Source organism: Acinetobacter sp. NIPH 1852, assembly GCF_022549455.1.
Classification (GTDB): domain Bacteria; phylum Pseudomonadota; class Gammaproteobacteria; order Pseudomonadales; family Moraxellaceae; genus Acinetobacter.
The window spans coordinates 126,779-149,928 of record NZ_JAKZGG010000002.1 but is presented as its reverse complement, the minus strand read 5'-3'; the positions used below and the strand labels follow the sequence as shown (position 1 = coordinate 149,928).

General features: G+C 39.4%; 18 protein-coding genes. 2 read left to right on the top strand and 16 right to left on the bottom strand.

The features are described 5' to 3' along the window. Positions 1 to 29: 29 nt before the first annotated feature. The 16 genes from MMO38_RS02390 to ybaK form a co-directional block, all read right to left on the bottom strand. A complete protein-coding gene (locus MMO38_RS02390) occupies positions 30 to 1,616 on the bottom strand; it encodes a histidine-type phosphatase (protein ID WP_241322401.1) in 1,587 nt (528 codons plus the stop codon). 106 nt (positions 1,617 to 1,722) lie between these two features. Further along, the gene (locus MMO38_RS02385) at positions 1,723 to 2,331 is read right to left on the bottom strand and encodes a histidine phosphatase family protein (RefSeq protein ID WP_241322400.1); all 609 of its coding nucleotides are present in this window, start codon (positions 2,329 to 2,331) and stop codon (positions 1,723 to 1,725) included. Continuing rightward, the gene (cobT, locus tag MMO38_RS02380; RefSeq protein ID WP_241322399.1) at positions 2,321 to 3,391 is read right to left on the bottom strand and encodes a nicotinate-nucleotide--dimethylbenzimidazole phosphoribosyltransferase; all 1,071 of its coding nucleotides are present in this window, start codon (positions 3,389 to 3,391) and stop codon (positions 2,321 to 2,323) included. Before cobT ends, MMO38_RS02385 begins: the two co-directional genes overlap by 11 nt. A 1-nt stretch (position 3,392) precedes the next feature. Next, positions 3,393 to 3,911: a bifunctional adenosylcobinamide kinase/adenosylcobinamide-phosphate guanylyltransferase gene (gene cobU / locus MMO38_RS02375; RefSeq protein WP_241322398.1), complete on the bottom strand. Its 519-nt coding sequence runs from the start codon at positions 3,909 to 3,911 to the stop codon at positions 3,393 to 3,395. A 2-nt stretch (positions 3,912 to 3,913) separates the two neighbouring features. Beyond that, positions 3,914 to 4,510: a 2'-5' RNA ligase family protein gene (locus tag MMO38_RS02370; protein ID WP_241322524.1), complete on the bottom strand. Its 597-nt coding sequence runs from the start codon at positions 4,508 to 4,510 to the stop codon at positions 3,914 to 3,916. 104 nt (positions 4,511 to 4,614) lie between these two features. Beyond that, complete coding sequence (locus MMO38_RS02365; RefSeq protein ID WP_241322397.1) at positions 4,615 to 6,750, bottom strand: HAD family hydrolase; 2,136 nt, start codon at positions 6,748 to 6,750, stop codon at positions 4,615 to 4,617. Positions 6,751 to 7,036: 286 nt separating this feature from the next. Further along, positions 7,037 to 9,253: a TonB-dependent receptor gene (locus MMO38_RS02360; RefSeq protein ID WP_241322396.1), complete on the bottom strand. Its 2,217-nt coding sequence runs from the start codon at positions 9,251 to 9,253 to the stop codon at positions 7,037 to 7,039. A 142-nt stretch (positions 9,254 to 9,395) separates the two neighbouring features. Continuing rightward, on the bottom strand, positions 9,396 to 10,622 hold the full coding sequence (locus tag MMO38_RS02355; RefSeq protein WP_241322395.1) for an MFS transporter: 1,227 nt from the start codon (positions 10,620 to 10,622) through the stop codon (positions 9,396 to 9,398). 54 nt (positions 10,623 to 10,676) lie between these two features. Then, positions 10,677 to 12,938 (bottom strand): putative TonB-dependent ferric acinetoferrin receptor ActA, encoded by a 2,262-nt coding sequence (actA, locus tag MMO38_RS02350; protein ID WP_241322394.1) that lies wholly within the window; start codon positions 12,936 to 12,938, stop codon positions 10,677 to 10,679. A gap of 9 nt (positions 12,939 to 12,947) precedes the next feature. Further along, on the bottom strand, positions 12,948 to 14,186 hold the full coding sequence (gene actC / locus MMO38_RS02345; RefSeq protein WP_241322393.1) for a putative ferric acinetoferrin MFS transporter permease subunit ActC: 1,239 nt from the start codon (positions 14,184 to 14,186) through the stop codon (positions 12,948 to 12,950). Next, entirely contained in the window at positions 14,183 to 14,569 is a 387-nt protein-coding gene (locus MMO38_RS02340; RefSeq protein WP_004671003.1) for a hypothetical protein, read from the bottom strand. Before MMO38_RS02340 ends, actC begins: the two co-directional genes overlap by 4 nt. Next, complete coding sequence (locus tag MMO38_RS02335) at positions 14,566 to 15,204, bottom strand: GNAT family N-acetyltransferase (protein WP_004671001.1); 639 nt, start codon at positions 15,202 to 15,204, stop codon at positions 14,566 to 14,568. The genes MMO38_RS02340 and MMO38_RS02335 overlap by 4 nt, the downstream gene beginning before the upstream one ends. Before the next feature lie 37 nt (positions 15,205 to 15,241). Further along, on the bottom strand, positions 15,242 to 17,053 hold the full coding sequence (locus tag MMO38_RS02330) for an IucA/IucC family protein (RefSeq protein ID WP_241322391.1): 1,812 nt from the start codon (positions 17,051 to 17,053) through the stop codon (positions 15,242 to 15,244). Beyond that, entirely contained in the window at positions 17,050 to 18,531 is a 1,482-nt protein-coding gene (locus MMO38_RS02325) for a SidA/IucD/PvdA family monooxygenase (protein ID WP_241322390.1), read from the bottom strand. Before MMO38_RS02325 ends, MMO38_RS02330 begins: the two co-directional genes overlap by 4 nt. Beyond that, the gene (locus MMO38_RS02320) at positions 18,524 to 20,308 is read right to left on the bottom strand and encodes an IucA/IucC family protein (RefSeq protein ID WP_241322388.1); all 1,785 of its coding nucleotides are present in this window, start codon (positions 20,306 to 20,308) and stop codon (positions 18,524 to 18,526) included. Before MMO38_RS02320 ends, MMO38_RS02325 begins: the two co-directional genes overlap by 8 nt. A gap of 317 nt (positions 20,309 to 20,625) precedes the next feature. Next, the gene (ybaK, locus tag MMO38_RS02315) at positions 20,626 to 21,093 is read right to left on the bottom strand and encodes a Cys-tRNA(Pro) deacylase (protein WP_241322386.1); all 468 of its coding nucleotides are present in this window, start codon (positions 21,091 to 21,093) and stop codon (positions 20,626 to 20,628) included. Between the two features lie 165 nt (positions 21,094 to 21,258). Here ybaK and MMO38_RS02310 point away from each other — a divergent pair, with 165 nt between their 5' ends. Together MMO38_RS02310 and MMO38_RS02305 are read left to right on the top strand one after the other, a co-directional pair. Beyond that, on the top strand, positions 21,259 to 21,564 hold the full coding sequence (locus tag MMO38_RS02310) for a hypothetical protein (RefSeq protein ID WP_004670991.1): 306 nt from the start codon (positions 21,259 to 21,261) through the stop codon (positions 21,562 to 21,564). Between the two features lie 193 nt (positions 21,565 to 21,757). Then, a complete protein-coding gene (locus MMO38_RS02305; protein WP_241322384.1) occupies positions 21,758 to 23,131 on the top strand; it encodes an AarF/ABC1/UbiB kinase family protein in 1,374 nt (457 codons plus the stop codon). Positions 23,132 to 23,150: the final 19 nt, after the last annotated feature.

Genomic DNA, 23,150 nt, shown 5'->3' with positions numbered 1-23,150 from the left:
TTCCCATCCTAAGAAATTATGAAGTTAGATTATTGAATTTGATAGCATTGTTTAAGCTTAAAATAGTCATAATAAAAGCTATTTGTACGGTATCTTGCATAATCACAAGCGGGTTTAAATAAGGTTTCTTTTTCATTATAAAGCATTTTTACCAAAGTGCTGCCTTGAGCATTTTGATAAATATCCCACTGTAAATTGGCTGCCATAGGCGATACCAACTCACCTCTCCATGCACTATTTGTATAGTTATAGGTTTGGCGTAATGGTAAAGTTTGCATCATGTTATGCAACTCAAAAGTCGTCGCAAGCGGAATAATGATTTCAGCATGCGCAAAGCGTAAAACTGCACGATGTGATTGTTGTTTATCTACGACTGCATCGACCTGCTTAAATAGATCTTGTTTCAATCCCTGAGCAATTGCACTGGTGACTTGATTCGACTCGCTAAAGCTTGGACCTTTTTCATAGAAATCATTGGCATCATTAAATTCTGCATAGAACTTTGCTGCATCTTCAGGCATATATTTATCAAAATCGACACCTTTGAGTTCACTCTGCATACCTCCCATGATTGAATAAAGCTCATATAAATAAGCGGCTGCATCCACAGCACTAGTAATGCTATTTTTACCCTTGCCTTTTTCAGTAATGGTTTCACCATTCGGTGCGACTACGCTATATGAACCATTATTGCTAAATGTATAAGCCTCACTCGTCCCTAGCTTTTGAATAAACTCAGCTTTGAAAATTGGTTTAAGCACTTGCATTGCAACCGTTTCAGCACGCGTATCACCTGTCAGTTCTTTCAGCTTTTGAGCTAAATCCTGATCTTCTTCGGCAAATTTCTGGTAAGCCTGACTCGCATCATAAACGGCTTTTTCTTGCTCAGATAACGATTGAGCCAAATCTTGATCTGACGTTAACTTATGGAAATAAAGCTTGAAGCGATCTACGCCACCATCTTCAACTGTTGGCACACTTTCACTGGCTAGGCTAGTATATGAAATTGGTGTAATTTTATCTTTAAGCTTTTGGTTTTGTTGAATAAGTTCATCAGTAAAAAACTTAGCGCTATCCACGGCACGGTCTACACCCGAACTTTGCACTAAAATAGATGACGCTTGGCTTTCTACTGCTTTAAATAAATTTGGTAGGCGCTGCAATAATCGATCTGCAATTCCTCTATGCTCTAAAATCCCCGTCAAACTTTCATTGCCGTAACCAAACTGGCGAATACCCTCGACACCATAGCCTAACAGAATATTTGCTTTCATCATGCTTTCTAGATCTGCACCGAGTTTTTCACCTAACGGGGTCAGCGCATTTTCAGCCTTTGCCTGTTTCCATAGATTATAAAGTGCTAAATCATATTTGATACTTGATAAGCCTCGAGAACCATGACGTGCAACTAATTCAGTAAAAACAGATTCGAAGCCTTGTGGAATTGGCTCATATTTTTTTAGATCTTGTAAGGGCTGATAAGGTGTTTTAGTTTGATAATATTTTGATGGTGTACTATTTTCAGGCTTTGTTTGTGGTTGCTGATGATCATCATTGTTGCAAGCGACCAACAAGATACTTGCGCATAACACACTGCTTTTAAATAATATATTCATGAATTTTTTGCTTATAGATAAAGAAGTGCCATGTATCATAGACAGGAGCAATGACAGTTCTATTACACCATTCAGTAAAAAATTTAAATACAATCGTATTTCGAAGCTAAGGAATAAGTGACTTTTCCATAAAACCAATCTCACTTTCAGCTTCAAGCAACTCTAATCGATACAGTTTTCCCAGTTCAGCAGGCATTTTTAACAATTCATTTAAATCATGTTGTCTTGCTAAACAGGTTAGTAACTTTATTACTCCGCCGTGCGTAACAATCAGTGCTGTTTCCCAACGGTTTTGCTGCATTTGCTGACGAATTTGTTTAAAACCAACCAAAATTCGTTGTTGGAATCGCGCTAGAGACTCGCCATTTGGTGCTTGATATTGAGTTGGGAATTGCCAAAAATTTGCCAGTAACTCAGGAGTAGTTTCATAAATCGTTTGAGTTGAAATACCTTCCCAATCGCCAAAATACATTTCTTTGATATTTTCATTAATCAATAGCGAGCGTTGTAATTGATTTGCCAAATTTTCAGCAAAAAGACGACAACGTTGTAGAGGGGAACTAATGATAACATCCCAATGCTGCTGAGCGTCAAGATGGCGTTGAACGGTTGTTTGCATTTGCAACCAACCTTTCTCTGTCAATTCATCGTCTAGGTGTCCACGTAAAGTATGGCTTTGCGTTGTTTCACCATGACGCAATAGATCAATCCGCAACTTTATCACCTATCACAGCAGCTTCTGCAAAAGTTGCCATTTGATTATGAAGCGCACAAGCCAGTTGTATCACCGACAATGCTGCACCTGCACCACTGCCTTCGCCTAATCGTAGATTCATTTTGAGAATGGGCTCAGCATTGAGTTCTTTTAATATTCTTTGATGGCCATACTCAGCGGATTGATGTCCGAATAACATCCACGCTCGTACTTTAGGTTGAATACGAACCGCACATAAAGCAGCTACAGAACTGATAAAGCCATCCACCACGATTGGTAAACCAAGCTGTGCGCAACGTAAATAAGCGCCTGTCATCGCAGCAATTTCAAGTCCACCCACTGTAGCCAAGATTTTTTGGACATCATCAGCGACATCCGCCTTGTGTAATTTTACGGCTTGATCAATGACGTCGATCTTATGTCGCAATTGTTGATTGGTGATACCTGTACCTACCCCCGTCAATTGTTGGGCACTTTCATTTAATAACAAACATGCCAACGCAGAGGCTGAACAAGTGTTGCCAATGCCCATTTCCCCCGCAATAAAAATATCTGCGGCTTTTGATTTGGCTAAATCAACACTCTTTTTACCTAAGCTGAGCGCAGCTAAGCATTCTGATGCAGTCATCGCCGCTTGGTGTGCAAAGTTTGCTGTGCCAGCACGAATACAATGACGCTCGACACCGACATAATCGTAAACTTCACCAACAGTTCCGCAATCAATCACCTGCAACTGAGCATGATGATGTTTGGCAATCACGCTAATAGCAGCACCACCTGAGGCAAAATTTTGTAGCATTTGGCGTGTCACCGCTTGAGGATAGGCAGAAATATTTTCTGCAACCACACCATGATCCCCTGCAAAAACACTAATCCAAGGTGTTTTAATTTGCGGGTATACTGTTGCTTGCAATCCAGCTAAGGTAATCGCAATCTGTTCAAGATCGCCAAGCGCACCTGTGGGCTTGGTTAACTGCAATTGACGTTGTTCAGCTTGCAATTTTGCATTCATATCGGGCTGTTTAACAGGTTCCAACCACCATTGAACAGATTCTGTCATTCTATTTCTCATCTTTTAAAATCATTGGAAAGCCCGCCACACAAAACACAACTTTATGTGCTAACTGCCCTAAAACCTGATGTAAACGCCCTGCTCCATCGACAAAACGACGACTAATTTCACCCATTGGTACGACACCAAGCCCCGTTTCATTACTGACGAGAATGATTGTTGATTTTAACTTTGGTAATACATCAAAAAGTTTTGCGGTTTGTTGTTGCTGCAATTCAGTATCATCGTGCAGCAATAAATTCGTCAACCATAAAGTCAGACAATCAACCAAAATCAACTGATTTTCTTGATCCAATTGCAATAACTTCTCAGCGAGAAAGATCGGTTCTTCACAAAGCTTCCACTCCGTTGGGCGTTGTTGCTGATGGTGCTCTATTCGCTGTTGCATTTCGTCATCAAGTGCTTGAGCTGTTGCCACATACACCACAGATAAGCCGCTTTCTCTAGCGACTTGCTCAGCTAAACGACTTTTACCTGAACGTGCGCCACCTAAAATCAGTTGCAACATATTTAATCCAGTCTAATTTGGTGATAAGGATAAAGTAATCCTTGTAAAATCTGAGCTTTATAATAGCCGAAAGTGAGTTGATTGACCTGAATTTTAAATTTTCGTAGTGGCAGTTTTTGAATACGTTGCAGAACAAACTCACTTTTCCACGCCGCACGATAAAGTCCTAATGTGATGTGTGGACAATATACTGGCGCGGCAATTTCAATTGAAGTTTGCGAAAGTTGCTGACGGATTTTATTTAAGACATTATTTTTATCATGAATGTGCAGAAATAAAGCACTGCTAAAACTATCAATATGCATTACTTCGAGCTCAAAAGTATCGAGCTGTAATTTTTCAAGCTGTTCAATCTGCTGATTCAGTTTATAAACTTCAAAATCATCATCAAACTTCGGTGAACTTGCTGTTAAGAAACCTGCAACAAATAAGGTGATGTGGTATTGGCGTTGATTCGAAGGAATCAGCAGATCTGAAAATGTTTGTTGTAATTGTTCTAGATATTCAATCAGTTCAGGCTGATTGATTTCGATATACCACAAACCATATTTGACCCGACCATGATGCCATTCTGGATAATCATGAATACCTGTTGCCATCAGTTTTGTAAATGCTTGCAATAACACAACTTGTAGATCATTTTGAAGTTGTGTTATTCAAACATAAATTGCTTCATTCTTTAAAGCACTTTTGGTACTTTCATTTAAACGCTTTCTAGCCGAGTGACCAAGAGATTTTGAACATCAAGTTGCATACCATCTTCTTTCAATTGTGACTGTATCCCCCGATAGAGTACATCTAGCAAGACTTTACGCTGACTTTCAGAAATATCCAACTGCGCAATATTTTTTTGTAGATGCTGTACGATCACCATTTCATCTATATCCAGAACTTTTAAAGCATATACATAACCATAAATCGCTCCTTTCAATAAATTTTGATAAGGAATGTGCTGATGAATATGTTGCTCGATACTACCCAAAACGCGTTCATTAAGACTTAGCTTCCTTAAAGGATCTCTAGCCACGCGCTCACAAGGATCTTTGTAGGCCGATCGACATGAGTCCAAAAAGCTCTCTGCCATACGATCAAGTTCTTTGGCTTGATTTGGAACGACATTGCCTAGACCCAATTTAACCTCATCAACCAGTTGCTCAACAAAACGCTGCATTCGTTGATCAGACATCGCGATACCGATGGTTTCCATGTCATTTAGACTTGCATACCACGCCAACATGGCATGACAACCATTCCACAACCGATTTTTAATCACTTGAATATCGGCAATCTGATCGACTAAAACCATTTGGCGCATTTTACTTAAGAGTGGACTTCGATTTTCAACATAAATCGGCATATCTGCTTCACTGTTGAATAAAATGAGATCCATATTTTGTGTGCATTGACCTGCTTGAAATTGCTCTCGTAGCTCCTCCAAGCATCGTGTCATTTGTTGCTCGTGTTTTTCACTCAACGTAGTTTCATCTGAAAGCTCAATAGCATCTGCATTCAAGTTAGCTTGGCTTTGTATATATAAACGATGCTTAATGTTGAGTTGGCGGTATAGGGTTTGCTCGGTCAGTTTTGAAACCATTCGATTCACGACGGTATCGCAAAAATAGTGTTCACTTAGAATGTGTTCAGCGATATCTTCATCAGTTATTTCAAGTAAAGCATCACGAATATATTTGAGTACCAAATACTTTGCACAGACTTTATTGAGAATGATTAAAAATGTAATGGGTTCATTATTTTGCTGTATATCTTGCGACATAAACCGTGCAAGTAAGCCTTTTGCAATCACTCGCGCTTCAGATTCAATCGCATTTTCAGGGATACACAATGCAATCAGACTCGACTGCATATACATTTCAAGCATTTGCTGTTCATTGTTGGCATCAATGGCCGTTAAATTTTCAATTCGCTCATCATAAGAGGATTGACCATATCGAATGCTATACCCAGCAAATGTATTCACAGACTCGAGATACAAACGATTTCTGGTCGAAGCCAAAATCCGTTTAGGTCGGGTAAAACCATCCCAATGTGACAGAACTTGAGCAATATATCCGCCACCTATTGCCCCAAACCCATGAATACCAACTGTTAACTGATTGAGGCTTTGCGGAAAAGCTTCTTGTAAAATCGGCATTCCCATTTCAGGAATATATTGATCCAAAGCATTTAGACACGCATACATATCCTGATAATAGAAATTTGCCTTTGAAAGCATATCATCGTTTGGTTCTTTGATATCTTTAAGCAGAATAGTGATACCACTAGCATCAAATGCAGAGCGAATCCCATTTTCTGAATCTTCAAACATTAAACATGTCGATGTATCTAAATTTAACTGTTCCGCAGCTTTCAAGAAAATTTCGGGATGTGGCTTGCCTTTTTCGACTTCATCACCACAAACCAATACATCAAAAAACTTATACACGTTGGCATTAATTAAATACTCTTCGGCGATTGCCCGACGGCTTGAAGTCGCAACAGCCATCCTTAAACCAGACTTTCTTAAACGCTCTAGAACTTGAACCAATCCCTTTTTAATCGGTACACCGAGATGTCGGACAGACTCTAATTCTAATTCATCCGCACGCTTTCGAATTGCTTGATAAGGAACATCCTCACCATAAAATTTTTGAGCAAGTTGCTCAGCCGTTGTTGCACTCAAACCTAAACAGTTCATGAGATAATCATCTGAAAATTCCTGTCCGATGAGTTCTTGAGATGCCTGTTTCAATGTTTGAAACCGTAACCGCTCAGTATCAAACATTGTTCCATCCATATCAAAAATTGCCCCATGAACAGGATAATCATGAAAAATCAGCATTTTGACTCCTAAAATATTTATTACGCTATCTAGAGTAACCAATAAAGATGCCAATAATTCAGACTGTAAATAAATGAAATGAAATTGATTAAATATTAGTCAACAATGTGCTTTTCTCATCTTATTTTGTTAGAACCAAGCAAAATACTTGCTCTATTAGAAAAAATATGATCGTTTATTGAGCAAATTATGGATTCATTCGTCTGACCTTAAAGCTAAAAATATCTGCTACTAAAAAAAAAGAAATACCTGTAATAAATACAGATATTCCTTCGATCAGCTTAAATTAATAGTTAAAGGTATAACTCAAACCATAAGTACGCCCTTCTGCTGGAAGGCTCTCGACAAGCCCATATATCTTTTCAGCTTGCTGACTGTAGACAGTACGATAGTCTCTATTCCAAACATTATAGACACCAAAATCTACGCGGCCTTTCCATGCAGGAAAATGCGTTAAAACATCCATGGTTGCGTAACCTTTGATTTCTGCTGCACTTGGAGAAGCGTCTTCAAATGCTTTACTCGTTCCTTTTAGCGCAAGCATCTGTACCCGAGTACCAAAACCTTCATCGTTATTCCATTCCGCAAACACTGTACCTTTTGTTGGAGATACTTTTATCGCATTTAATTCTTTCCATTTATTGTCGACTTTATCCTTAAATTGACCACGCGTATAACCCAAGCTACCGCCAACTTTAAAGTCCTGCATAAATGGATAACTTGCGGTGAGTTCAGCGCCATAAATACGCTGATCGGTATCAACAATACTTGCCACTCTATTTTCAAACTTGGTCACTTTATCCGACGTATTATAGAAACCTGTTACTCCAAGATTTAGCCCTTGTTCATCATTCAAACGCCAACCCAATTCATAGCTATTTACACGAATCGGTTGTAAATCTGCTGTTGTGGTCAAGTTAAATGCATCACGCATCATGCGTTGCACATCAGGAAAACTAAAACCTTGTGAAAAGTTTGCAAAAACTTGTTGATCATCCGTTAGCTTATAGACTGTTCCTAAATTAAACAGAACCGTATCATCACTTACAGAACCGCTTGGCTGATCAACACCTCTGGCAGTATACGCTTCGGTTTTTGCTTTAATATATTGATAACGTGTGCCAGCTTGTACATTTAGTCGGTCTGAAAGTTCATAATCCGCTTGTAAAAATCCCCCTACACTTTGAATGGTTGTATCAGGCCCAGCATCAGAAGTCTTCCCCGTTGGTTTAAAGTGAAGTCCTGTATTTGATACAGCTAAGTGATCATAATATTGATCATCTTTTTCATGATCATAATCGATACCATAGGTCAGTTTCAGATCACGATTTGCAACGCTAAAATCACTTTGCATGGTGGAACGAAAACCTGCAACATCAATGTTAGACTGGCTTTGAGTTGCTTCGGTCATTGCAGCGCCCGTATAGACTGGATAGAAACGTGCATCCTCTTTACGATAATAAGCTTCAAGATTGAGTACTTGCCCCAATACATTTTGATTTTGATACTGTGTATTAAAGGCATAACGTTCAGTAAACGGCTGCGTCGGTAATTGTAAGCCTTTTTTACCTATATATGAGTTAGGTGCGCGACCATAAACATAGTCTTTACCATAATCAGGGCCATATGCACTATCTTGCTTATCTTTATAATACTGAGCACCAAAACTCAAGGATTGGGTATCGGTGAGGTCAATGCTGATACGTCCATTTACATCGATGGTGTCGGTATCTTGTCGGCTGGTTTGCATTGGTGCAATCGCAATACGATTATCATGACTATCGAACTGTGAACCACGGCTGGTAAAATTCGCGCCTAAAAAGCCGTTGAGATTATCTTTGCTAAATGCAACTGATTGCCCCGCTTCATAAGCTAAACCATCACCACGAAACGTATCTGATGATGTAATCCCTAATTTCGTTTCAAAGCTTAATGGTTGAGATGCATCTGCACGTTTAGTAATGATATTGATAATACCGCCTGTTGCACCAGAACCATAAATACTGGTTGCCCCTGAAAGCACTTCAATACGTTCAATCATACTCGGACTAATGCTGTTGAGCTGACGAGCCACATCACGTGAACCATTTTGTGATACACCATCAATTAAAATCATCACATCACGACCACGCATGGTTTGCCCATAGTTTGTGGTCGTGCCAGTACTTGGAGCAAGTGATGGCACTAATTGAGCTAACACATCTGCCAGTTTACGACCCGCACCGCTTTGCTGTTCAATTTGATTTTTTTCGATGGTTTGAACTGTACCCGCAATATCTGCAATATTTTTTGGTGTACGTGTTGCTGTGATCACAATTTTTTCTAACTGAGTCGTAGGCTTTTGATCAACGTCTGCTGTTACGGATGCACTCGAAGATACTGTTTCTGCATATGCCTGTTGGGCAAACATGGCTAAAACAGCGAGACAACACGGTGTTATCTTAAATAAAAACTGCTTTGTATTTGTTTGATTCTGTTGCCCAGCCCCGATGTCATTATTCATGCTTTACTTCTCCAAAAAGTCTTTTAAATCGCTAAACAAGCTTAAAAAGTGCGCCATTATAGACTTAATAAGAATTATTAGCATTAGCATTTATCTGACTCAAATAAAAACATCGAAGCCATTGCGATCATTTTGAAAATATTTAGGGATTAACTTTATTGCTGAGTAAGGTCTTCTGATTTGAAAATGATATAACCAGTAAATAAATCACCACAACGATCATCAGTATTAAGAGCGAATAAAATGGTAATTGAATGCCCCATTGATACAAAAAAGTGCTCAACAACGGCGCTACGATCAGGCCGATCGCTTGAGTGGCTGTACAATAACTTGCCATTTTGACTTGTGCTGATTGAGCAACAGATTGGGCTGCCCCAGTTGTAAATGCAGGTAAAAGGCTTGCCACGCCAACCCCATAGAACACATAGCTTGCTTGAAATATCCAAATATGCACCGCATATAACGATAGGATTAGTCCAATCATCATGCTAAATGTACCCAACAATACCAATGCCATCAATTTCAAACGCATTACTTTTACAATCAGGACCTGCGTAACCACCAAGCTAAAGCCAACGATGAGCATACATTGAGAAAAATAAATCGCACTTTGTTGTGTTGTTAATTGAAAATGATCTTGAATATAGAATCCAGCAGTCATATTCAAAGTGACGATCGCGACGAATGTACTAAACCCAAGTATCAACCAAGGCAGCGCTGGCTTCAGTGAGAAAGAATCTGCTTGTGTTATATCTTGTTGTTTTTCAGCAGTTACAGCAGACATCACCGAGTCTTTCTGAAAATAGAGCGTAATAATTAAACTAAAAACCACCAATAAAATGACAGCAACCCACATCGGCAATAGAATTCCACCGAACAATAACACTGAGGTCAGAAATGGGCCAACGATCATACCTAAACTATTCATCGCGCCATACATCGCCATTTTTTGACTGCGTTGTTGCTCATCTATGACATGTTGCATCACATAACTTTGTAGACCAATTTGTGGCATCGCCATAAAACCACCCGTACTGGCTCGACTAATCACTAACAATGCAAAAATAACCAAAACAGGTAATGTCTGTTGTATTCCCAAATAAAGAATTGCTGTAAATATAGCCCAAGTAATGGTCATGCCCCAGAAACCATAATTCATTAATTGATAAGGCGTCTGTATTTGTTTCCCTTTGGCGATCAGAATGGATGCAATTGCCATACAAATCGCACCTGCTGAAACAATCATGCCACCTTGTAACTCCGTTAAGCCAAGCTCCCGAATTAATGGTGCGAGTAAAGGCAAAATCATTGAGAAACAAGTGCCGTTGGCTAAAGTTGCCCAAGCCAATAATTTAAAATTTTGCTGCATAATGTGTATTCATTAAAAGAAAAGGCATCGGGTGAGGATGCCTTTTTGATTGGATTAATATTTGAGTGTATAGCTCAAACCATAGGTACGACCTTGAGCTGGTAGGCTAGAGATTGGACCATAAACGGCTTCAGCCGCTTGGCTATATACCGTTTTATAGTCTGTATTCCAAACATTATAAACACCAAAACCTACAGTTCCAGGACCAGCTTTTGCGTTGGCAATCACATCCATAACTGCATACCCCTTGATTTTAGTTGCCGCATTCGGGCGAACATTTTCATCATATTTGGCAACGAGGGAATCTTCATATGCTTTATCAGTACCTTTCACGGCTAGCATCTGAACTCTTAGACCATTGCCCTTGTCATCATTCCACTCACCAAATAATGTTCCTTTGATTGGGGAAATTTGAAACGCATTCAGCTCTCGCCAAGAACCGCTCGCATCTTTAAATTGACCTCGAGTATAAGATAATGTCCCACCGACACTAAACTGATCCAATACTGGCATGCTTGCATTCGCTTCAAGACCATAAATACGTTGGTCGGTATCTGCAACAGTTACAGAACGATCAGCTTTAAACTGGATGACTTTATCAGAAGTATTGTAGAACGTTGTTAATCCTAGATTTCCACCATGGTCATTTTGCAATCTCCAACCCAGTTCGTAGCTATTGACCGTAATTGGGTCAACATTGCCAGAGCGAACCACATAACCTGCTGACACATCACGTAATACACGTTGAATATCAGGTAAGCTAAAACCTTGTGAGAAGTTTGCAAACACTTGTTGCTGATCATTTAACTTATAAACAGCACCTAAATTAAATAATGTTTTGTCGTGCTTAACAGAACCCGCAGCGACTGTGCCTACAGGCTGTCCAGTAATATCGCCTTGAATTGCTGCAACGGTGGGTTGAAATGCACTGGTATCACTTTCAATACGTTGGTAACGTAAACCCGCTTGAACATTAAATGCATCCGTTAAATCATAATTTCCTTGAACAAATGCACCTAAGTTTTTAATGGTTGCATCTGGGCCAAAATCATAACTCCGCCCTGTATTTTGATATTTCAGACCATTATGAGTAAAACTATACAAATCAGCCGTTTGCTTATCTTTCTCATGATCATAATCAATACCATAAGTCAGTTTTAGATCACGATCAGCAACATTCAATTTTGATGTCATTGCAGCACGAATACCCGCGACATCAATATCAGATTCCGACTGGTAAGCCAAATAATATCCAGCAGGAATAAAGTTAGCTAGAACTGTTGGGAAAAAGCGAGCCTTTTCATTACGATAATACGTTTCAATATTTAACTCTTGACCAAATACATCTGTATTTTGATATTGCGCATTGACAGCATAACGTTTAGTAAATGGTTGATCATCGATTTCAAAGCCTTTGATTGCTTTTAAGCTCGGTGGATTGCCTTTTAAAACCGCAAAACCTGGACCATAATCAGGACCATATTCCGAATCTTGTTTGTCTTCATAATACTGCGCCCCCAAACTTATTTTTTGAGTATCGGCAAATTGCCAGCTTAGACGTCCATTTACATCAACCGTTTCAGTATCTTGGCGATCCGTTTGTGCAATCTCTGGTCCAATGCGGTTGCCATGACTGTCTTGGATTTCGCCACGTTTGGTATAGCCCGCCCCTAAGAAGCCATTCCAATCCCCTTGATTAAATCCAACTGATTGATACGCTTCATAGGCAAGTGCATCTTTTTTAAAATTATCGCCAGATGTAACCCCAAGTTTTGTTTCAAAGTTTACGCCATCAGTGCCTTTTTTAGTGATGATATTAATAATACCGCCTGTCGCACCTGAACCATAAATACTACTTGCACCTGAAACTACCTCAATTTTTTCAATTGAATCTGGGCTGATACTATTCAGTTGACGAGCAGCATCACGAGAACCCGTTTGTGCAACACCATCAATGAGGACAAGCACCTGACGGCCACGCATGGTTTGACCGTAGTTGGTGGTCGTACCACTACTAGGACTGAGTGACGGAACCAACTGCGCTAGAATATCTGCCAACTTTCGTCCAGCAGCAGCTTGTTGCCCAATTTGTTTTTGTTCGATTGATTGAACAGTCCCTGCAATCTCAGCAATACTTTGTGCTGAACGTGATGCGGTCACAACAATCGGTGCAAGCTGTGTTGGCTTTTGAACTTCTGTAGATGTTGCAACATTTGCTTGGATCGTTGTATCGATCTCAGTTGTTTGCGCATAAAGCTGAGCGCTCACCGCCAAGCTCAAAAGTGTTAATGTTGTCGAAAGCGTATGAACTTTCATAAATAACCCCTAGGTAAGTTGTTTCGATTGTTTTGCTTTGGAAATCAAAACCTGACTGAGTAAAACGCTCAAAATGGATGTAGCGGCAAGAATTAAATAAAAGTTTCCGTAGCCAAACGCTTTGGCTAAGAAACCTGACATCGCACCACCAATGAAATAAACCAATAATTCAAAACAAACTAAAATGGTAAAATCCGTTCCAGCTTGCTCTTTGGAACTGGTCTGCATGAAATGTGCATATAACGCCGTCATCGCGATATAACGAATCGCAAGAATGACAACAACAAATACGCCAAGTAATCTCTGCCATTGATCAAACCAACTGAGTAAAACAGCAACTCCCAATAAGGCATAAATCAAAGTTCGTGCCCAACCTGCCCAAATCAGTAATTGTGTTGCTGCTATTTTTTTCAAAAGAAATGCAGCAGATACGGCTGCTAACAACCCTACACCAGCTCCAATCACTGACATGAGGACACCAATTTCAGACAGTGACCATTTTTGATCAATCAGCATTGGGTTCAGCATTGCCATTGCTGGTGCTTCAACGATGCGATAGCAAACGATCAATGCTAAAGCCCATAACATTTCAGGGCGTTTAAAAGCTCGGATCAGACTCGGTGGTTGCTTTGCAATTTTCTCGGTGCTTGATTTTTCTTTGATTTGAGAAATGGCAAGCATAGTCAATGCAGTCATTGCAGCAAGAGACATCAGTGCCGTCTGCCAACCGTAAAGCTGATAAAGCCATAAGGTCGCAGCACCACCCACCATACTGCCAAGTGCAACGCCAATGCTTTGCGCCATACTCCCTAAGCGGTACTCAGATTCTGAAAAAGTTTCGACGGTATAGCCATCAATCGCAATGTCTTGGGTTGCAGCAAAAGTTGAAATCCAAAGCCCTACGATGACAAATACACCAAGTCCATAATCGAACTGCGTGAGTGCTAAAGCGACCACACCCAAGACCAATGCGATCTGCGTAAATAGAAGCCAAGTTTTACGTTTGCCAAGTGCTTTAAAATAAAAACGATCGATTAATGGTGCCCAAAAGAACTTAAATGCCCATGGAATATAGAGCAGCGACAACATCCCAATCCAGCGTAAATCTACACCTTGATGACGCAAAATCGCAGGTAATGCAACGTTGTAAAAGTACAATGGTAAGGCATGTGCTAAATAAAGCACGACAACAACAGATAAACTTAATGCAGATACTTTTTGAATATTGAGCGTATTTTGCTGATTCATAAATACCTCTGCATCGCCCATTGCATGGCATCAGTTTTATCGACACTCACAAAATATGGAACGTGCCATGCTTTATGCAAAGCAGGTGTATCTAATCGGATACGATCCTCTTCGTCCTGCGCAATACGAGCAAAACCCAAACAATACTGGTAAAAATCTTGTTTATATTGTTTGTACCACTTGCCCTGTATCGCGCGATATTCTTCAGGAAATGCTGTATTCACATCGGTCTGCATAATCAACACAAAATTTCTTTTTTGTTCAAAATAGTGCTGAATATGTGCTAGCCATTGTTCAAATTCTGCCACTGAGACTTGCGCCGCAAAGCGCATGTCTAAGATGTGCATCTCATTGATTGACTTTTCATTGATCAATAAGCTCATGTAACACTCAAGGATTTGGCTGGCTGTTCAGCGAGCTGTTGTTGAGAAGCTTGGTAATATTCCCCAAACTTGTGATAAAACGTTTCTCTATAGCAGTAATACAACATGGCAGTTTTCTCTGGCATCGGAATCAGACGTTGACTTTCATAGCAAAGCTCTTCTACTACCGCTGCATAAGGTTTAACCGTATGATCTGGTTCTCCTACGATTTTTTTAGCATTTGAATATTCAAAAATATAGAAACTCAGTAAACGAATCGTTGGACGCAAAAAGCCTTTGCCAAAAACAGACTTATCGCCAAATAACAAATGCCAACCTAAATCATCATCATCACCTTCATAATAACGACCTAAACGATCCCGTTTACCTTCATAGATTTCGGTATAACCCACATCTTTTCCATCAATACCCACAATGAGTAAACGGTGATGATCATCCGCTAGCATCTTGTCAAAATAAACTTGTAGTTCTAATTCAGACTTATTTAATTGCCATTGGGGGATCACATGTGGTTCATGCATCCATTTGTGTAATAAAGGAATATCTTGTGGATATTGGACTTGTCTTAAATAGTATTGCGTCCCATTCTCATAGTATTCAAAAAAATCAGGAAGTTGTCTAGAGATTGTTTTCATATCAAAACCTTCAAATTCAAAAATTGTTTACAAATGCTTAGCCTGCCTTAGTATTAACATTCTGGACTGACCAGTCAGCTAAGGTGCTCGGACTAACAGGATTCGCGATTGGATCAAGGAAAACAGGCACAGGACGTTCTGCTTCATCGTTATAACTTGTGGTAAATAAACGCACACGGTTTAGACAAATTTTGGTGTAGGTTGGGCGTAACATGGCAAACTTTTCAGCACGCTCTGCCAGTTCTGGATGTTGATGGTGAAATTCAACAATCGTATTAGAAATCGTTTGCCAAAAATCCAGCTCTGAATATTCAGGATAATCTTGCAAGAACACATTACAGATATAACGGTAATGCACCATGAATAGACCAGTGAAAATAAAGTGACTCAAATCAGAGGCTTCATGACGTAATAACAAATCAGCTTCAGATGGCAATTGAGCCAACTCTGGGAAATCCTCATCGACCAAATTAATATCATCAATAAAGTCTTTTAAGATCAATGCTTTTGGTACACCATTTTCATGTACCAGCATGGTGTTTTCCCCATGGGGTGAGAATGCCAAACCGTAGCGGTACAAACAAAGCAACAACGGGCTAAGACAAACTTGTGCAAATTGCGCTAACCATTGCAACGGATTGAGACCTGAAGCTTGAATCAACACACTGAGAATGGACTGCCCTGAAATATCTCGATGTAATAAAGCAGCTTGAGAAAGCACTTGTTGAGATGGATCAACATAGCGATCTACACTTTCGCGCCATAAGCAACCAAATAACTCTTTAAATTGATAAGGCGCACCTTCTATTCGATCAAAACAGGGCTGATGTATGGTTAAAGTCGCAACTTCACCTAAAAAAATGACACCTGTTTTCTGTAGATCTTGATCCTGTTGATGGATTTGTTTTAACCATGCCGTCACTGCTGGAGCAGCAAGATTACGCTTTGAAGGCAATCCTCGATAAACAGCCGTATTAAAAATACTGACAGGCATCTTAATGTAATGACGTTGTAGGTTTGATGTATTGCAAAGCGTGCGAATTGACTGCATCGGCACATAGCTATCTTGACTGATGCTCAGCTCAATAATTTTCTGATCCACGATTTCATTGGCATAAGTTGGAACAAGCCATTGATGCCATTGCCAAGCATGGACTGGAATCAAAAAGTAATCTTGTGGGTTTAGGTTTTTCGTTTGTAGAATACTTTGGAACTGTTGCAGTTCATTTGTATCAAATTCGTGTTGGTACAAATCACATGCGTTCCATTCTTGAGTACTGCGATATTCAGCTAAATCACGATGGACTGCTAACCAGAGCACTTTCATTTCAGGTGAAAGTTCTGGCGCTGATGAAAGATAATCATCATAACCAAAACCCATACGTCCTTTACTCATAATCAACCAAGGATGACCACGTAACATGCCTTCAACTTTATAATGTGGTTCCGTCAAAACCGCATGGCTTGCCAAGCGATTTACATCGAATAAATGCGCTTCAGCCAACCAAGTATTGTTCATTTCTTTAATCAAATACGCTTTGGTAAATGGCTTTACATTGGAGCTGTCAGCCATAGCAACAATAAATTCATGCAGATTCCAAGCAGGTTGATCCTGATCATGACTTAGATCACGTACAGAACCTTCCAAAATCTTCCAATGCCCAAGCAAATATGGATGACCTTGAAACTCATAGTGACGATCGCCTAGATCTAACTGGTAATGTCCAGCAGTTGAAGCGTTCACTTCAATAATTTCTTCATAGAGAAACTCTGCAATTGCCATTTCAATAAGACGCTGTCCTGCGGCACGCCATTGCTGCTGATTAATTTTTAACGTTGCAAAGTTCATATCAGTTTCTCATACGTTGGATGCGCAGAAGTAGTTTGAGTACGTTTATTGGAACAACGGCTGCTTGAATGTGCTATCAACACGCCCTGTTCTGTTTTCTTTAAAATCAAATGGTTTTTGCTACTCACTTTTTCACCGAGGCAATCATCTGAACGTACGTTTTCATCTGCTAAACAAATTTTAGGGTTTTGGGAGAGATTAAAATGTTGGAAAGTTTTCTCTTGCTGACCAAGATCATAGAGTTGCTCGCCAAGCAATTGATTGATAATTGTTGCTGCGCGGTATGCACCAAGCCCTAAATCAGGTGTCCCAACACCATGACTATGCATTTCCTGATTTTGAACAAAAATATTGCCATTCAAATGATGAACAACACGATAGTCCTCAGTGATTTTCCAGCGCTGTTTATGGTCAAATTCAATATATGGCTTCAGCAATTGCATAAACTCAAAGTCTGGTGTGAAATAGCCTGTTGCTGCGACCAAGAAATCACAATCGAGATGGAAAGCCTGTGCTGTGGCACGGTGTTGGAAATACAAACGAATTTTTTGCGTATCCAACACTTCTGCGTCTTTCAACTCACATTGGCTATGCAAATGCGTTTGTAAACGCTGCCCTGCAATGGAGCGGTGATAAAGCTTTTGATAAATTTCCCGAATCGTTTTTGCGCTGATGCCCTTGTACAACAAAGCCTGCTGCTGCAATTGCTGATCTTTTTGCTCTACTGGCAATTCGTAAAAATGCTGTGCATAGTCTGGACTAAAGTGTTCTAAACCTAATGGTGCATATTCCATCGGGAAGAAACCTTGAGAACGCGTAAACCAATGCAAATCAAATTGATGACGTGATTTATCCTGTTGTTCATCAAACAGATCAATAAACACCTCAGCCGCAGACTGTCCAGAACCAAGTACCACGATATCGCCGTGTAAATCCGCATCAGCGTGTGTCATATACTGAGCTGAATGCAGACATTGTTTAGGTTGCTGTTGCTGAACTTTAGCCAAACATTCAGGTAAATAAGGCACATTACCGCTACCGATTACTAAATGACGACATAAATAACTTTGCTGAACACCTTGTGATTCCACAACCACTTTAAAACCAATTGTTTGAGGCTCAATCTTTAAAACCCGCGATTGATATTCGATACAATCGAGTTGCTCAGCAACCCATCGGCAATAATGGTTATACTCACAACGTGGGATATGTGGTTGCTCTAAAAAATAGAATTTATATAAACGTTGCTGATGACGTAGATAATTTAAGAAACTAAAGGGGTTGGTTGGATCAACCATTGACACCAAATCCGCCATAAACGGCACTTGCAATATCGTATTGGGTAACTGCATTCCTGCATGCCAATCAAACTGAGCCTTTTGCTCGAAAAACACATAATTTAATGCGCTTTTATTTTGTAGCAAGCTAGCAAGACTTAAATTAAATGGCCCTAAACCTATTCCAATAAAATCAAGCATAACTGACATCCTTCTGTGAGATACACAGCGGATTTGGCAGTTGTACATAAACAGATTGATTTTCGACGGGTGAAATTAACTCATCTAGCTCATGCAACCGCGTCAGTAAATTCCCCTTATATGGCAAGGTGTCATTGAACAATAAACCTTGTAATAAAGTGCTCTCTGGATATTTCAGCAACTGCTCTTGTAAGAACACTTTTAAATACTCGAGCAGGATATCTTCACTGATATAGCCTGTTGCTCCAATCGCATTGATAATGCCAAATAAGGTATTACCAAAGAAATAATAACTAAAGCGTTCGTCCACAAAATCTTTAGGACCTACCGCAAAGGCTTTTTCTTTGAGTTCAGGGAGTGCTGCTAAAATTTCAGTGGCAAACTCTTCGATATAATAGAAACCTTGATTGTCACGTAACCACAAAGTTTTTGGGAAATGGTTCTCTAATTCAAGTAACACATTTTGTTGATGCGATTCAAATGCCATACCATGACGATGATAGACATACATCAAGGGTTGCAAACTAACCTCAAGGAAACGATTGAACCAATCCAAGGCAATGTCTGAATAATTTGTTTCATGATTTGCTTTGGCTATTTTTGCAAACAGTGCATTAAATCGGTTTAACGGTTTACTCGGATGATCCTGACATAAAGATGCAATACAGGTGACTTGCTGTTGTGGATGAAATGGCTGGTCTCTGAAGATACAAATACTTTCATTTACCACTTCTTCATCAATTTTCAACGCAATCCAAGCTGGGTCATTGACTGCTTTCAAGCTTGGGCACTGCTTTAGAATATTTTGACCAAATTCGCTGTGCCATAAACGATGTGTAAGTTCGCCACGATGACATTCTTTGGCTAAATTCACACGAATAGAATTGGTGATCATCACTGAAAGTGAAGGTTTAAGCATCCACGGTGCATTGAAACTTGCTAAAGTTCGAATCGATGTCGTAGGAGAAAATTGCCAGCCGCGCAAACCAATATCAAGCAATTGCCCTGTTTGCTTTAAACGTTCAAACCACGGTTTGCTTTGTAAATAACGTGCTTGCCACGGATGTAAAGGGAGTAATTTATATTCCGTGTGTGTTCTTAGGAGACTTAGATCCGCTTCAGACAAATACCACTGTAACGCTTTTTTTAATTGACTAGAAATACGCTCATCTGTTGCACTACCTTCCGCAATATAGTCCTGATGAACTAACCAATAATACATCTGCGTCAGGCCTTTATTTTCAGGAGAAAACTTCAGCCAATCCTCGTGAACAAAGCCCGTTCTACTTTTTGGCGCAGGATGCATACTATGCCCCAAAATCAAAGCTTGCTCTGTTTCAATAAAGCTTTGCCCTGCTTTTATTAAATCATCAAATTCATGTTCACGATTTTGTAAAAACTGTTGTAGCGCATCACGACTTTGAATCCATTTCTCGACTAAAGACGAGGCATCTAAGAGAATAGACGATTCAAAAACCAGCTCTTCAAGTAAAAGCCCCACGATCGAGACTGGGCTTAAGGTTTTAATTTGTCCATGAATAATAATCTGTGGAAGATCGGCTAAACGATGTCGTCCGACTCGACTGACATAAGATAAAGGGAAATAACATTGTGCATGTATCGAATGTATCGGTAACGATAACAGCGTCAAACCTTGGCTAAACGCTAGTTGTTGCGAATTTTGCTGATTTTGATTTAGCAAGTGACCTTTGCCAGTTTCTTGCGTATATGCGTTGACGAAATGTTGTATCGCCAACCGATTAGCAAGTGATTGCATCTGTCGGTATCCTCTTATGAAGAGAGTAAATTTTTTTTCGAAATGTTTTGAGCTCTAAACAAACCTTAGCATAAAGTTTTATGGTTAAGATTATATTAATGATAATAATTATCATTTATAATTTCAATTTAATAATTAAAATAAAGAATTATTCTTAATCTGTTGATTTAAAATGTTTTTAAGAGAAAAATGCTTTAAAAAGATACAAAGAAGAACAATCGTTATTATTAGATAATATGATCAATCCTCAAACATCAATTGTTTTTATAGATATAAAAAAATTTGAAAATATGCCGAATTAATATACTTTTCACATATTAAACATCCAAAACATCAAAAAAAGCAGCGCTAAGTATTTGTGCTAAGTCGTGCGGAGCAAGCCCTATGTCCAATCCTCTCTTCCCACCACTTACATATATCTTGTTAAAAGCTTTCGCCGTTGCATCAATCACTGTTTTTAATCGTTTCTTCTGCCCTAATGGGCTAATTCCTCCAACCAAATAACCAGTTAAACGTTCAGCATCTTTTGGATTTGCCATTTGTAGCTTTTTACAGCCCACTGCGGCAGCAACTTTTTTGAGGTTCAATTGATGATTTACAGGCAATACCGCCACAAAATAATTTTTCCCATCTGTTACCATGAGTGTTTTAAACACTTCTTCCACATTCAAATTTAACTTTTCGGCTGCTTCTAAACCAAAACTTTTGGCATTAGCATCATGCTCATACTCGTGAACTGAAAATGCTATTTTATTTTTTTCCAATAACTTACATGCTGGTGTCATAGTAGATCTATGTTCTTCATTTGATTTTTAAAAGTGTTAATAGTGTAGCATTCTAATAAACAAGATTAAATTTACTTAGGCTATTTTAGACATAAAACTATTCTTGATAAATTGCATGTCATCCTCATATATTTCTTAAATGTAAATGATTCGGTACAGCAACTCATGAGCTACAAACATAACAATTTAATGGCAATGCGCCATAATTACTGGGAAGATGAATCATCCACTGCTGTACAAGCTGAAAAGCAATTTCTAAAAGATACTTTAATTGAAGAAGGTATTTTTCAGAATGCAACGTTAGAAGACACTAAGTACTTCTTTTTCACCTTGCCTAGCATCATTATCGTTAAAGCGCATGCGCTTGGTTTCCATCACAACTTTGTAAAACAAATGTTGATTAAGCATATTCATTCAAATCGTGAAGCTCTGATGCAGAAATCAACATTGAAGATTCAGTTTAAAATTTAGGACATTTGTATATCAATGTGATTCAAAAGGTTAGCAAATTACTTAGGCTATTTTGAACCATTGATCTGTTTCACGAATTTAGACTGATAATTCAAACGATTGAACTATTTTAATACGTTTAAAAGCTGTAATATCCACTACAATTTAGCTCTCGGCTTCACTCCCTTCGATTTCAGCATAGGATTTTTCTTTCATGTCCGATCAGAACGATAAGCTTAAGAACCTGAAAACCTCGTCTGTGGATCGTCGCTTATCGATCGCAAAAGCTTCTTTACTCGCTGGCACACGTTGGGCAACAGCTAACGCGACTTCTATGTTTTCCAATGAGGAAGAAAAAGAAAAAAAACGTAAAAAAGCCATGAGTGATCAAGCCAATTACCTCGTCGCAGAAATCGGTAAGCTCAAAGGGTCGATCGTCAAGATTGGACAAATGATGGCTTTATATGGCGAACATTTTTTACCTGAAGAAATCACACAAGCATTAAATACGCTCAACAATCAAACTGTAGCGTTAGCTTGGCCTGCGATCAAAGTACATTTGCAAGCACAATTAGGTTCGAGATTAGACGACTTGACCATTGATCATGAGCCGATCGGAACAGCTTCACTGGCACAAGTACATCGCGCTACACGTAAATCCGATGGTTTAGAATTGGTTTTAAAGATTCAATATCCAGGTGTTGCTGAAGCGATTGACTCAGATATGAATCTGTTCAAAAACATGTTGAAACTCACTCGCATGGTGCCGCAAACACGTGAATTTGATCAATGGTTTGATGAAGTTCGTGAAATGATGCATCGTGAAGTGGATTACGGCATCGAAGCAGCCACAACTCGCCGCTTTGCCGCACGTTTAAAAGAAGATCCTCGCTATATCGTTCCTCAAATTGTAAATGAGTTCTGTGCTGAAAAAGTGCTCTGTATGACCTTCGAGCGTGGTGTGCCGATTAACAGCCCTGTTATGCTCTCTCTACCTCAAGAACGTAGAAACCAATTGGGCGAAGCTTCTTTAGAAATTGCTGTACGTGAACTGTTTGAATGGGGTGAAATGCAGACCGATCCAAACTTTGGTAATTATTTGGTTCGTCTAGGCAATGGCGATGATGTAAGGGATAAAATCGTTTTACTTGATTTTGGTGCAATTCGCAAATTTGATGACAATTTACTCTCTGTGGCACGTAACTTGATTCAAGCCGGTTATGAGCATGATAAAGCTGCAATGGTAAAAGCCATGACAGGTTATGAGTTTTTTGATGCGATGCCTGAAAGCATTAAACCGGGTATGGCAGATGTGTTTTTGGTTGCAACTGAAGCATTTAGCTGTCCAAGTAACAATCCAAATATGCCAGCAGGCATTATGGATGATCAAGATCGTTATGATTGGAAAAAAAGTCAGCTTCATAGCCGCGTTATGCAACAAGCAGCACAATCCATGGCTTCACGTTATTTCTCGGTGCCACCAAAAGAATTTATGTTTATTAGCCGTAAGTTTATTGGTGCTTATACATTTATGACTGTGATTGAAGCAAAAACCAATGTACGTAAAATGATTCGTCAGTTTGCGTAACTCATCCTCATAAAAGTCA

Excerpts from the sequence above, each read along its gene's own strand:
- MMO38_RS02390 (WP_241322401.1), bottom strand. The coding sequence starts at position 1,616 with ATGAATATATTATTTAAAAGCAGTGTGTTATGCGCAAGTATCTTGTTG.
- cobT (WP_241322399.1), bottom strand. The coding sequence starts at position 3,391 with ATGACAGAATCTGTTCAATGGTGGTTGGAACCTGTTAAACAGCCCGAT.
- cobU (WP_241322398.1), bottom strand. The coding sequence starts at position 3,911 with ATGTTGCAACTGATTTTAGGTGGCGCACGTTCAGGTAAAAGTCGTTTA.
- MMO38_RS02370 (WP_241322524.1), bottom strand. The coding sequence starts at position 4,510 with ATGGCAACAGGTATTCATGATTATCCAGAATGGCATCATGGTCGGGTC.
- MMO38_RS02365 (WP_241322397.1), bottom strand. The coding sequence starts at position 6,750 with ATGCTGATTTTTCATGATTATCCTGTTCATGGGGCAATTTTTGATATG.
- MMO38_RS02360 (WP_241322396.1), bottom strand. The coding sequence starts at position 9,253 with ATGAATAATGACATCGGGGCTGGGCAACAGAATCAAACAAATACAAAG.
- MMO38_RS02355 (WP_241322395.1), bottom strand. The coding sequence starts at position 10,622 with ATGCAGCAAAATTTTAAATTATTGGCTTGGGCAACTTTAGCCAACGGC.
- actA (WP_241322394.1), bottom strand. The coding sequence starts at position 12,938 with ATGAAAGTTCATACGCTTTCGACAACATTAACACTTTTGAGCTTGGCG.
- actC (WP_241322393.1), bottom strand. The coding sequence starts at position 14,186 with ATGAATCAGCAAAATACGCTCAATATTCAAAAAGTATCTGCATTAAGT.
- MMO38_RS02340 (WP_004671003.1), bottom strand. The coding sequence starts at position 14,569 with ATGAGCTTATTGATCAATGAAAAGTCAATCAATGAGATGCACATCTTA.
- MMO38_RS02335 (WP_004671001.1), bottom strand. The coding sequence starts at position 15,204 with ATGAAAACAATCTCTAGACAACTTCCTGATTTTTTTGAATACTATGAG.
- MMO38_RS02330 (WP_241322391.1), bottom strand. The coding sequence starts at position 17,053 with ATGAACTTTGCAACGTTAAAAATTAATCAGCAGCAATGGCGTGCCGCA.
- MMO38_RS02325 (WP_241322390.1), bottom strand. The coding sequence starts at position 18,531 with ATGCTTGATTTTATTGGAATAGGTTTAGGGCCATTTAATTTAAGTCTT.
- MMO38_RS02320 (WP_241322388.1), bottom strand. The coding sequence starts at position 20,308 with ATGCAATCACTTGCTAATCGGTTGGCGATACAACATTTCGTCAACGCA.
- ybaK (WP_241322386.1), bottom strand. The coding sequence starts at position 21,093 with ATGACACCAGCATGTAAGTTATTGGAAAAAAATAAAATAGCATTTTCA.
- MMO38_RS02310 (WP_004670991.1), top strand. The coding sequence starts at position 21,259 with ATGAGCTACAAACATAACAATTTAATGGCAATGCGCCATAATTACTGG.
- MMO38_RS02305 (WP_241322384.1), top strand. The coding sequence starts at position 21,758 with ATGTCCGATCAGAACGATAAGCTTAAGAACCTGAAAACCTCGTCTGTG.